A 12,060-nucleotide genomic window follows, 5' to 3' on the forward strand; every position below is an offset into this window, starting at 1 on the left:
CCGATTATTTCGTTATTGCTTGCTGCTTCGCGGCAAAGCGCGCTATAATTTGCGGCTTTTTCCGTCTTAGCACACTTTTTGGAAATATTATGGTCGTTATTCGTTTAGCTCGTGGTGGTGCCAAAAAGCGCCCTTTCTTCAACATCGTTGCAACCGATTCGCGTAACCGTCGCGATGGTCGCTTCATCGAGCGCATTGGTTTCTACAACCCAATGGCTTCGGGCGCTGAAGTAGGTCTGCGCATCACCGAAGATCGTCTGGCTCACTGGCAATCCGTTGGCGCGCAACTGTCGCCTACCGTTGCTCGTCTGGTCGCCCAGAACAAAAAAGCAGCCTAAGTCTGGTTACTGGTTTGACCGACAAGATGGCATCCGGGGTGAAAATCCCCGACGATCTGGCACAGGTGGGCTTTGTCTTCGGTGCCTATGGCGTAGCAGGCTGGGTCAGGATACGTCCTTTCTCGGAAGATGCGGATGCTCTCCTCAAGGTCAAAACCTGGTGGCTCGATAGGCCGGTGTTGCGCGACGTGGATGTCCAGCAGGTCAAACTGCATGGCGGCGATGTCGTGGCGCGCCTGGTTGGCGTGACTGACCGGAACGTGGCCGAAGCGCTCAAGGGCGCCGCTGTCTACATTCCGCAAAGCCGCTTCCCGGCACTGTCCGAGGATGAGTTTTACTGGGCCGAGCTGATCGGTCTGGAAGTAGAGAATCTGCAAGGTGAGTCCCTGGGTAAGGTGGCTGACATGATGAGCAACGGTCCGCAGTCGATCTTGCGCGTCATCCCGGCAGAAGATGAGGCGCAGGAGCGCCTGATCCCGTTTGTGGACGCGTACATCAACAAGGTGGACAAGGACGCAGGCAAGATCATCGTCGACTGGGGCCTTGATTACTAAGCGCAATACATTGAGGGCGGTTCGCCATGCAATTTGATGTCGTGACCCTGTTCCCGGAAATGTTTGCCGCGATTACGCAGTCGGGTGTCACCCGGCGCGCGTTTGAACAGAATAAATGTGGCCTGTCGCTGTGGAATCCGCGGGATTTCACCACCGACAATCACCGCACCGTGGATGACCGCCCGTATGGCGGCGGCCCCGGCATGGTGATGTTGGCCAAGCCGCTGGAGCTGACCATCAACGCCGCCAGGCAGCGCCAGACCGATGCCGGTCTGCCGGCGCCGCGCGTGTTGTTCATGTCGCCCCAGGGCAAGCAGTTGACGCATGAACGCGTGATGCGGCTGAGGCAGGAACCCGGCGTGGTGATCCTGTGCGGCCGCTACGAAGCGGTGGACCAGCGTTTGCTGGACCGCGTGGTCGATGAAGAAATCAGCCTTGGCGATTTCGTGCTGTCCGGCGGCGAGCTGCCGGCCATGGCCCTGATGGATGCGGTGATCCGCCTGATTCCCGGCGTGCTGAACACCGACGCCTCGGCCATCGAGGACAGCTTCTTCAACGGCCTGCTGGATTCGCCGCATTACACGCGGCCGGAAACGTATGAAGGGGTGGGCGTGCCGCCGGTGCTGATGGGGGGCAACCACGCCGAGATTGAAAAATGGCGCCGCCAGCGCATGCTGGAGGCGACCGCGCGCAAGCGACCGGATTTGCTTGTCAAAGCGCGTGAGGCAGGACTGCTCACCAAGCGCGACGAGCAATTTTTGGCAGGCCTCTGAGCCTGTCTGTTATAACCCCATCCTCTACTGGGCATCTTTACAGCGCGCCAGCACGATGGTTTTTGGAGTCATTAAAAATGAACCTGATTCAACAACTCGAGCAAGAAGAAATCGCTCGCCTGGGCAAAAACATCCCTGAGTTTGCTCCTGGCGATACCGTGGTGGTCAACGTGAACGTAGTCGAAGGCACCCGCAAGCGCGCCCAGGCTTACGAAGGCGTGGTCATCTCCCGTCGTAACCGCGGCCTGAACTCGAACTTCATCGTTCGCAAGATCTCGTCCGGCGAAGGCGTTGAGCGTACCTTCCAGCTGTACTCGCCGCTGATCGCTTCGATCGAAGTGAAACGCCGCGGTGACGTACGTCGCGCCAAGCTGTACTACCTGCGTGATCGTTCCGGTAAATCGGCACGTATCAAGGAAAAACTGCCAAACCGTCGCCCAGCGGCGAAAGCAGCCGAGTAATATCGGTTGTGTTTGGAGAGGGCGCTTCGCAGGCGCCCACAAAGGGCGCCTCGGGCGCCCTTTTGTTTAAGGAGCCCGTCATGGTCAAGCCCTTGTTCGATCCCCAGCAACTGCCCATCGAAGCCATCGCCGGCGAGCCCGCCGTCGCCGCGCAGCGCCTGACGCCTGCCTGGCTGCGCAGCCGCTTCGCCGCGCCGCCCGCCGCCTGGACGCCGGAGCCGCGCGAACGCGTGATACCGGGCCGCGCCGGGCGCGCGCCGACGCCGGCTTCGGTCCTGATTCCGCTGGTGCTACGTCCCGCCGGCCTGACCGTGCTGCTGACCCAGCGCACCGCCCACCTGACCGATCACGCCGGCCAGATCAGCTTTCCCGGCGGCCGCGCCGAAGACTACGACCAGGACGCCGTCGACACCGCGCTGCGCGAGTCGGAGGAAGAGATCGGCCTGGCGCGCCGCCACGTCGAAGTGCTGGGTGCGCTGCCTGACTATCTGACCGGCACCGGTTATTGCGTTACGCCAGTGGTGGGGCTGGTGCGGCCGCCGTTTGAAGTCACCGCCGATCCCGACGAAGTGGCGGCCATCTTCGAGGTGCCGCTGGCCTTCCTGATGGACGGCGCCAACCACCAGCGCCTGTCGGCCGAGCTGCCCGGCGGGCGCCGCAGCTTCTACGCCATGCCGTACGAGGGCTATTACATCTGGGGCGCCACCGCCGGCATGCTGCGCAATCTGTTCCATTTCTTGCGCGCGGAGTGAGAACTAGGCTATCGTAACGTCCATTAAGGGCAGTACGACCACCAGTACGATAAGGACATACATGACTTTTCTTTCCATCTTATGCGCGCTGCTGATCGAGCAAATGAAGCCGCTGCGCGCAGACAATCCGATTTACGCCGAAATCAAGAGCCTGGCGTTGCGGATGGAGACCTGGTTTAACGCCGGCCACTCGACCCACGGCCGCATGGGCTGGTTCCTGATGATGGCCATCCTGATGATACCGACCGCCGCCATCTACTGGGTGCTGCGCCACTACAACTGGTTCCTGGCCGCCTTTGCCTGGAATGTGCTGATCGTCTACCTGACGCTGGGCTTCCGCCATTACAGCCACTACTTCACCTCGATCCAGCTGGCCCTGAACGCCGGCGACGAGGCCGCCGCGCGCGCCTTGCTGGCCGAGTGGACCAGGCAGGATACGGTGGGCATGGAAGTGTCCGAGATCACCCGCATCGCCGTCGAGAAATCGCTGATCACCACCCACCGCAATGTGTTCGGCGTGTTCTTCTGGTTCCTCATGCCGCTCGGCCCGGCCGGTGCCGTGATGTACCGCGTGGCCGAGCATCTGGCGCGCGCCTGGAACGAACCTGAGCACATGCGCAACGAAGCCTTTGGCCAGTTCGCCGCCCGCGCCTTCTACTGGATCGACTGGATTCCGGTGCGCCTGACCGCCGTGGCGTTTGCCGTGGTCGGCAACTTCGAGGATGCGATCTACGCCTGGCGCAACTTCGCCCACCGCTGGTCGAACGAGGCCATCGGCATCATCCTGTCGGCCGGCGGCGGCGCCATGGGCGTGCGCCTCGGCACGCCGGCGGAAAACGCCGTCAAGGCGCAATTCATCGACGCCACCACGGTGGACGTGGAGGTCGAGCCGGACGTGATGCCGGGCGACGAACCGAATATCCGCGCGCTACAAAGCACCGTCGGCCTGGTGTGGCGCGCGCTGTTGTTGTGGATGATGTTGTTGCTGCTGCTGTCGAGCGCGGTTTGGCTCGGGGGATCGCCGTAAGCAGGGTACAATAGCGCATTGCCTTGGTGCAGGAGGCCGTTTTCCTGCACCAAATTAGGATTTTCCTTGAAAAAGATGTTCTATATCAAGGGCTTACTTATTTAGGTCTTCTATAAGATATAATACGTAAGATTCCTTCCTCCTCTACGCAGAAGCAGCCGCGCCTATGTCAGTCCAAAAACCGGCAGAACAGCAAGATTCGTTCTTCATCCTTGGCCAAACCAGCAATGGCAGGCAGTTCCGTCCCAGCGACTGGGCTGAACGCCTGTGCGGCGTGATGGCCTGCTTCAAGCCGGAAGGCTCCGGCGGCGGCCGCGACTCCCACTTGCAGTTCTCGCCCTACGTGACCCCGACCGTGGTCAACGGCGTGAAGTCGGTGGTGGTCAACGGCAAGCTGCGCGCGCTGGAGCCGATGGCCTATCACTTCGTGCTGTCGTTCGCCAAGGACAATGACCTGCAAGTGGTCGACGCCTGCCTCGTTCCCGAAAAGAATTAATTTTTCCTTAAGTATCTTTCCACCGTGGCGCGGTGGGCGTATGCTGCGTGTTCTTATCTTTTTTGCGAGAGACTATGAACAACCGCCGTCTGAAACACGCCGCCGCCGCCAGCCTGCTGCTGTGCGGAATGTCCTTCGTTGCCACCGGAACCGCCTGGGCTGCCGCGGCAGCCGCGCCGGCGCTGCCGGCCGGCGTGGTCAAGGGGCCCTCGGTTGAGGGCATCACCGAGTATCGCTTGCCGAATGGCCTGAAAGTGCTGCTGTTCCCGGACGCCTCCAAGCCGACCGTCACCGTCAACGTCACCTATCTGGTCGGCTCGCGCCACGAGAACTATGGCGAGACCGGCATGGCGCACCTGCTGGAGCACATGCTGTTCAAAGGCTCGCCGAAAAATAAAGCCATTCCCAAGGAATTCGCCGATCGCGGCATGGAGTTCAACGGCACCACCTCCAACGACCGCACCAACTACTACGAAGTGTTCCAGGCCAGCCCGGAGAACCTGAAATGGGCGCTGGAGATGGAAGCCGACCGCATGGTCCACTCCTTCGTCGCGCGCAAGGATCTGGACTCGGAAATGACGGTGGTGCGCAACGAGTACGAAGCCGGCGAGAACAGCCCGTTCGGCGTGCTGCTCAAGCGCATGCAGAGCATCGCCTACGACTGGCATTCGTATGGCCGCTCGACCATCGGCAACCGCAGCGACATCGAGAACGTCAAGATCGAGAACCTGCAAGCGTTCTACAAGACTTACTATCAGCCGGATAACGCCGTGCTGCTGGTGGCCGGCAAATTCGATCCGGCGCAGACGCTGTCGTGGATCACCAGTAGCTTCGGCAAGATCCCGAAACCGAAGCGCGTGCTGCCGCCATTCTGGACCGTCGAGCCTACGCAGGATGGTGAGCGCAGCTTCACCGTACGCCGCAAGGGCGACGTGCAGATCGTCGCGCTGGGCTACAAGATTCCAAGCTCGCTGCAAGCCGACAGCGATGCGATCAGCTTCATGTCGCAAATCCTCGGCGACGAGCCGACCGGCCGCCTGCACAAGCAGCTGGTGGAAAGCGGCAAGGCCGCGCAGGTGTTCAGCTTTGGCATGACCGGCTTCGCGCCGGGCCTGCAAATCATCGGCGCGGTGGTCAAATCGGGCGAGCCGCTGGAGCCGGTGCGCCAGGCGCTGACCGAGGCTGTCGAGAGCTTCGCCAAGACGCCGCCCACCGAAGAGGAAATGGAGCGCACGCGCCGCAACTTCTCCAACTACATCGAGAAGTCGCTGAATGATCCGCAGCGCGTGGGCGTGACCTTGTCGGAAGAAGTGGCGCTGGGCGACTGGCGCCTGCTGTTCGCCGGCCGCGACAAGCTGCCGAACATCACCTCGCAACAGGTGGCCGAGGTGGCGGCGCGTTATCTCAAGCGCGACAACCGTGTGGTGGGCGAGTTCATCCCGGAGGACAATCCGCAGCGCGTCGACATTCCCGCCGCGCCGCCGGTGGCCGAGGTGATGAAGGACTTCAAGGGCAAGGACAGCGTGCTGACCTCGGAAGTGTTCGATCCGAGCCAGGACAACATCAACGCCCGCACCGAGATCAAGAAAATCGGTGGCCTGAAGGTGGCGCTGCTGCCGAAGAAGAATCGCGGCGAGACCGTGGCCGTGAATCTGGCCCTGCACTGGGGCGATGAAAAGAACCTGGTCAACACTTCCATCGCCGGCGCCTTCGCCAACGAGATGCTGTCGCGCGGCACCAGCAAGTACACGCGCGAGCAACTGGCCGATGCCTTCTCCAAGCTGAAGATCACCGGCTCGCCGTACAACTTCGAAACCACCGGTCCGAATCTGGACGCGGCGCTGCGCCTGGTCGCGCACGTGCTGAAAGAGGCCAGCTTCCCGCAGGCCGAATTCGAGCAACTGCGCCAGCAGTGGATCGTCGGCCTGGAATACTCGCGCGGCGAGCCGCAGGTGCTGGCCAACGAAGCCATCGAGCAGCACTTCAATCACTTCCCGAAAGGCGATATCCGCAACGCCCTGACCACGGCCGAGAAGCTGGAAGCCGTGAAGGCCCTGAAGCTGGAGGACGTGATCGCCTACCACCGCAACTTCTACGGCGCCAATCACGGCGAGCTGGCGATTGTGGGCGACTTCGACAAGGCCGCCATCAGCAAGACCATCGCCGAAAGCTTCGATGGCTGGAACAGCAAGGCATCGTATGCGCCTGTCCTGAACACCAATGTGGACAAGGCGCCGTTGCACGTCTCGCTGAACGCGCCGGACAAGGAGAATGGCTCCTACACCGCGCGCCAGTCGCTCGACCTGAGCGTCAACGATCCTGAGTATCCGCTGCTGGACCTGGCCAACTACATGTTCGGCGGCGGTGCGCTGAAATCGCGCATGATGGACCGCATCCGCCAGAAGGATGGCTTGTCCTACGGCGGCGGCAGCGGCGTGCATGCGGGCGATGAAGACCGTGCCGGCGCCTTCGGCATGGGCGCCATCGCCGCGCCGCAGAATCTGAAGAAGCTGGAAGTGGCGATCCGCGAAGAACTGGACCGCGCGCTGAAAGACGGCTTCACCCAGGCGGAGCTGGATGGCGCCAAATCGGGCCTGCTGCAACAGCGTTTGCAGAACCGTGCCAAGGACAACGTGGTGGCCTCGGGCTGGACCCGCAATCTGTACCTGGGCCGCACCTACACCTGGAGCAAGGACTACGAGACCAAGCTGAAAGCGGCCACGCTGACGCAAGTGAACGCGGCCTTCCGCAAGTACATCGATCCGAACAAGCTGTCGGTGGCGGTGGCGGGCGATGAGGCCAAGGCCAAGGCCGCCGCGGCAGCGGCGCCGAAGCAGCCTTAGAACTTCGGCAGGCGATCCAGCGTGATGACGTTTGGATCGCCGTAGATCTTGCGCTTGTGGGCGTTGGTGTTGTGGTATTCGCCGGTCCAGAAATTATCCGGACTGGTGACGCCCGCCGGACCGGCGCCATCGTTCCACACCAGGAACCACAGCCAGCGCTGGCCGTCCACCGGGTCGGGGATGTGACCTGTCTCGGACAGCGCCACCGGCTTGCCGTGTTGCGCGGTCTTGCGCCAGGCTTCGGCGTAGTTGTTTTCGTAGACGTCGTAGCCGGTGATGTCCACCACATCGTCGCCCGGATACCAGGCCGGGTCTTGTCCATTCCATACCCAGATCAGGTTGTGCAGACCGTGTGTGTGCGTCAGGCGCTCATGCATATGGCGCCACAACTTGATGTGCTCCTCGCGCGATGTACCCCACCAGAACCAGCCGCCGGCCGCTTCGTGCAGCGGACGCCATAGCACCGGCACGTTCGCGTCCTGCAAGCGCTTGAGTTCCACCGCGATGCGGTCGATGTCCTGGTCGATCTGGCGATAGTCGCTGACCGGCAGGCGGTAAGGCGTCTCTTTCGTATAGAACTTGCCATTGCCGATGCGCCAGTGCCAGTGGAAGGACACCAGCCCGCCGCGCGCGCTCCAGGCGATGGCTTCCTCGGTCTGATGGCGGCCCTCGCCCCCGGTGGCGTCGACGTAGTTCATGAAGTCATAACCCATCAGCGCCGGATATTTGCCGGTGTCGTCATGCACGCGCTGCGCCATGTCGACGCTGTCGCGCCACGTCAGGTCGGCCTGGCCGGCCAGGGTTTGCTTGCCCCAGATGCCGAGCAGGTAATCGTAGACCGCCTGTGTTTTCGCATCACGCGGCGCCGCGCTGGCCAGCGGCAGGACAAGAGCCAGAAGGAGGGGAAGGTATCGCATGCCAACAATGTAGCTCCCCGGCGTGTGCCGCACAATGGCTTTGCCGGTTTGCGCGCATGTTTAGCGCGTTGCGCGCGCGTTGCGTGGCTCGTGAATCAGCCGTTCAGTTCCGCCACGAAGTCATACATATCGCCGCGGAAGTAGGAGCGGCAGAATTCGATGGCGCGGCCGTCGCGGTGGAAGCCCAGCCGTTCCACCGACAGTCCCGCCGAGCCTTCCTCGGCTTGCAGCAACTCGGCGTGCTCGCCGTTGAGCAGCAGGGCGCTCAGCCGCTGCAAGGCGCGCACCGGACGGTTGCCGGCCGCCTCCAGCGCCTCGTACATGGACATTTTCACCGCATCGATCGACGGCAGGAAGCCGGCCGCGATGGTCGCATATTCGATGCACATCGGGATGTCGTCGGCATAGCGGATGCGGTTGAAGCGGTACACCGGCGAGCCTGGACTGAGCCGCAGGCGCAGCGCTTCCTCCGGTGTCACCGTGCCGGTCGAGCGTTTCAGCCAGACGCTGCGCGGCGTGCGTCCGCGCGCCCGCATGTCTTCTGAAAAGGATGTCAGTTTGGCGAAGTTCTTTTCTATGCGGGTGTTGATGAAATTGCCCGAGCCGGGACGCCGCACCAGCAGCCCCTCCGACACCAGGCCATCGATCGCCTTGCGCACCGTGATGCGCGACAGGTTGAGTTCCGCCGCCAGCAGGCGCTCGGCCGGCAGCGCCGCTTCCGGACCATACAGGCGTTTATCGATCGCTTCGCGCAGCGCCCGTTGCAATTGCTGATACAGAGGCAGGTTGCTGCCTTGCCCCACGGTTTCCATGATCTTTACCAACGAGCTCATGCAGCCATCCTGGTGAGTGATTAGGTCGACTGATAATACCAAAAAGAACCGGCGTGTTGGTATTGCACTGGTCTTCTGGTGGTTCGCATGATGCTGTGGGGCGTGAGTGTGGCTGCGGTACCACGCTTATTTAAAGTGGTATGTGTCCGGCTCACAACATGTGAAAAAAATATGGAAATTGGTAGTGTTCTGGTATTGGAGTGGAGTATATTTGAATAAGTGGTTTTGAAGTGGTTGCAAAAAAAGGGATCTGCGGGGAAGGTTGCGGCGGCAACCGCCCGGCGTGAGGGTCTACGTTAAAACTGACGGCTGAGAAGCCAGCAAATCAAGGGAGAGCATATGAAGGGGAATTCCACGGTAGCGGTCCACGCCAGGGCAACTGGCCGCATGACGCCGATCGCCGCAGCGGTTGCGGTACTGGCCATGGGCATGGCCATGTCGGCACAGGCGCAAGAGGCCGACAAGCCTGAGAATGTGGTGACGGTGACGGGTATGCGCGCATCCCTGCAACAATCGCTGAACCAGAAAAAGAACGCCGACTCGGTGGTGGAAGTGATCACCGCCGAAGACATCGGCAAGATGCCAGACAAGAACGTGGCCGACTCGCTGTCCCGCGTGGCCGGCGTGACCACCACCAGCGCCGGTTCGGCCGAAGGCTCGTTCGGCGAGAACGAGCACGTGCAGCTGCGCGGCATGCTGTCGCAACTGACCCTGACCACCCTGAACGGCCACACCGTGTCGAGCGGCGACTGGTACGGTCCGAACATCGCCGCCGGCGGCCGCAGCGTGTCGTACACCCTGCTGCCATCGGACCTGGTGGGCCGCATCGTGGTGCACAAATCGTCGCAGGCCGACCTGACCGAAGGCGGCGCCGCCGGTACCGTGGATATCCAGACCCGTCGTCCGCTCGAATTCAAGGAGCGCCTGACCACTTCGGCCTCGATCGAGGCGGCTTACTCCAGCGCCGCCAAGTCGACCGACCCGTCGGTGTCGGCCCTGGTGAACTGGAAGAACGACGACAACACCTTCGGCGTGCTGGCGCAAGTGTTCTCGCAAACCCGCAAGCTGCAACGCGCCGGTTCCGAAGGCGTGTGGTGGGACAAGACCGGCGCCACCTATCCGGACGCCTCGCTGGCCGGCAAGAACATCAGCCTGCTGAGCGGCGCGGTGCTGTTCGAGCAGGAGCGCAAGCGCCAGGGCGGCTACGTGGAAGCGCAATGGAAACCGCAAAGCAATGTGACCCTGGACCTGTCGGGCTTCCTGTCGACGGTCGACGCCAAGAACTACAACACCAACTACATGGCTGACCTGATCAACCCGGTCAACGGTCCGGGCTGGAACGGCGTGGCCGTCAAGCCGACCGGTTCGGCCACGGTGTCGGGCAACACCATCACCTCCATCTTCTACGACAAGAATGTCTTCGGCCCAAGCTCGGCCGGCGCGTTCTCGGTGGTGGAAGACGTGGCGGCGCGTCCCGACGCCAAAACCGATTCCAAGTTCGTCAACCTGGACGCCAAGTGGGTGGTCAATCCCGACCTGACCCTGAACGGCAAACTGGGCCACACCAGCGGCTCCGGCAAGACCAAGGACGTCGGCTTTGAAGTGCTGAGCGGCTGGAACCAGGGCGCGGGCTACTCGTTGACCTCGGACGGCATCTTCGTGCTGAACGTGCCGGGCGGCGACAAATTCGTCAAGGCCGGCGGCGGCATCGGCGGCTGGGGCAGCTACAGCGAGTCGGACGACAAGGAAACCTACGGCCAGATCGACGCCGACCTGAAACTGGAATCGGCCCTGGTGCCATCGCTGAAATTCGGCGCGCGCTACGCCAAGCATGAACGCCAGCTGACCAAGCTGGCCATGACCCTGGGCGCCGGCGCCACCGACGAGGCGCAGATCCCGGACAGCGCCGTCGGCAACTACGACGCCAACTGGTACGGCAATCTGCCGGTCAATCCGACCCCGGGCTTCCGTCCGTTCAAGATCAGCAACGACTACGTCGCATCGTGGGTGGCCAAATACGCCAACTTCAATACCCACGCCTACCAGCAGGAGTTCGACATCAAGGAAGACGCGGCAGCGGCCTACCTGATGGCCAACTTGCAGCCGACCGAAACCATCAGCGGCAACGCCGGCGTGCGCGTGGTGCGCACCAAGATGGAGATCGCCGCTTACCTGCCGGGCGGTGCGCCGACCTACTCGCAAAGCTTCACCGACGTGCTGCCTAGCCTAAACCTGCGCGCCGATATCAACAAGGATCTGGTGGGCCGCTTCGCCCTCAACCGCGGCATGTCGCGTCCGGAGTTCGGCCAGCTGGCCGGCAACGACCTGCAAGACTTGCAGCACACCGGCGTCGGCAGCAATCCGTACCTGAAACCGATCCGCAGCAATAACGTGGACCTGAGCCTGGAGTGGTACTTCGCGCCGAAGGCCTTGCTGTCGCTGGGCTTCTTCCACAGCAAGCTGGATGGCATCATCGCCTACGGCCACAGCATCCTGCCATACGCCGATGCATCCAAAGCGGGCGTGATCGCCAACTACGACATCTCGGCGCCGATCAACACCGACGGCCGCCTGAACGGCTTCGCTGCGGCGTATGAGCAGAACATCTGGGGCGGTTTCGGTCTGACCGGTAACTACACCTACGCCGACGGCAAGCAAACCAGCAAGCTGGCGACCGGCACCTGCAACGGCAGCGCCTCCGAGGATTGCTCGCTGTACGGCACCTCGAAGAACTCGTACAACGCCGGCGCGTATTATGAGGACGACCGTTTCAGCGCGCGTGTCAGCTACAGCCACCGTTCCACCTACAAGCTGGGCAACCGCGGCGGCGCCGACTACTTCCAGAGCGCCAATGGCTCGCTGAACCTGTCCTTGAATTACACTATCAACAAGAACATCATGTTGACGGTGGAAGCGCAGAACCTGAACGATCCGCTGCTGACCGTGTACAAAACGGACACCACCCAGATCGCCGGCGTCTACAAGAACGGCAAGACCATCTACGGCGGCCTGCGCATCAAGTATTGAGCTTCATTGTGTAGCTAGTCTTCAGGCTGCCGGCAACGG

11 protein-coding genes are annotated in these 12,060 nt (G+C 62.1%); 9 read left to right on the forward strand and 2 right to left on the reverse strand.

The genetic code is table 11. The features are described from left to right. Nucleotides 1–89: 89 nt before the first annotated feature. From rpsP to GM676_RS11230, 8 genes are all read left to right on the forward strand, one after another. Complete coding sequence (gene rpsP / locus GM676_RS11195) at nucleotides 90–338, forward strand: 30S ribosomal protein S16 (protein ID WP_155463635.1); 249 nt, start codon at nucleotides 90–92, stop codon at nucleotides 336–338. Between the two features lie 14 nt (nucleotides 339–352). Further along, on the forward strand, nucleotides 353–892 hold the full coding sequence (gene rimM, locus GM676_RS11200) for a ribosome maturation factor RimM (protein ID WP_155463636.1): 540 nt from the start codon (nucleotides 353–355) through the stop codon (nucleotides 890–892). A gap of 26 nt (nucleotides 893–918) precedes the next feature. Further along, complete coding sequence (gene trmD / locus GM676_RS11205; protein ID WP_155463637.1) at nucleotides 919–1,665, forward strand: tRNA (guanosine(37)-N1)-methyltransferase TrmD; 747 nt, start codon at nucleotides 919–921, stop codon at nucleotides 1,663–1,665. 77 nt (nucleotides 1,666–1,742) lie between these two features. Then, nucleotides 1,743–2,126 (forward strand): 50S ribosomal protein L19, encoded by a 384-nt coding sequence (rplS, locus tag GM676_RS11210; RefSeq protein ID WP_155463638.1) that lies wholly within the window; start codon nucleotides 1,743–1,745, stop codon nucleotides 2,124–2,126. Between the two features lie 80 nt (nucleotides 2,127–2,206). Beyond that, on the forward strand, nucleotides 2,207–2,878 hold the full coding sequence (locus tag GM676_RS11215) for a CoA pyrophosphatase (protein WP_155463639.1): 672 nt from the start codon (nucleotides 2,207–2,209) through the stop codon (nucleotides 2,876–2,878). A gap of 61 nt (nucleotides 2,879–2,939) precedes the next feature. Next, a complete protein-coding gene (locus GM676_RS11220; protein ID WP_155463640.1) occupies nucleotides 2,940–3,905 on the forward strand; it encodes a CobD/CbiB family protein in 966 nt (321 codons plus the stop codon). A gap of 166 nt (nucleotides 3,906–4,071) precedes the next feature. Further along, nucleotides 4,072–4,401, forward strand: coding sequence for a DUF3579 domain-containing protein (locus GM676_RS11225; RefSeq protein WP_155463641.1), 330 nt, complete (start codon nucleotides 4,072–4,074; stop codon nucleotides 4,399–4,401). 74 nt (nucleotides 4,402–4,475) lie between these two features. Further along, nucleotides 4,476–7,244, forward strand: a complete 2,769-nt coding sequence (locus GM676_RS11230) for a M16 family metallopeptidase (RefSeq protein WP_155463642.1) — start codon at nucleotides 4,476–4,478, stop codon at nucleotides 7,242–7,244. Here the strand turns inward: GM676_RS11230 and GM676_RS11235 are convergent. Continuing rightward, complete coding sequence (locus tag GM676_RS11235; protein ID WP_155463643.1) at nucleotides 7,241–8,161, reverse strand: glycosyl hydrolase; 921 nt, start codon at nucleotides 8,159–8,161, stop codon at nucleotides 7,241–7,243. The genes GM676_RS11230 and GM676_RS11235 overlap by 4 nt on opposite strands. Before the next feature lie 95 nt (nucleotides 8,162–8,256). Further along, entirely contained in the window at nucleotides 8,257–8,994 is a 738-nt protein-coding gene (locus GM676_RS11240) for a GntR family transcriptional regulator (RefSeq protein WP_155463644.1), read from the reverse strand. A 339-nt stretch (nucleotides 8,995–9,333) separates the two neighbouring features. On the opposite strand from GM676_RS11240, the gene GM676_RS11245 reads away from it, so the two are divergent. Then, complete coding sequence (locus GM676_RS11245) at nucleotides 9,334–12,021, forward strand: TonB-dependent receptor (protein WP_155463645.1); 2,688 nt, start codon at nucleotides 9,334–9,336, stop codon at nucleotides 12,019–12,021. The last annotated feature ends 39 nt before the right edge of the window (nucleotides 12,022–12,060 follow it).

The sequence above is a fragment of the Duganella radicis genome (assembly GCF_009720825.1).
In the GTDB taxonomy this organism is placed as follows: domain Bacteria; phylum Pseudomonadota; class Gammaproteobacteria; order Burkholderiales; family Burkholderiaceae_D; genus Rugamonas; species Rugamonas radicis.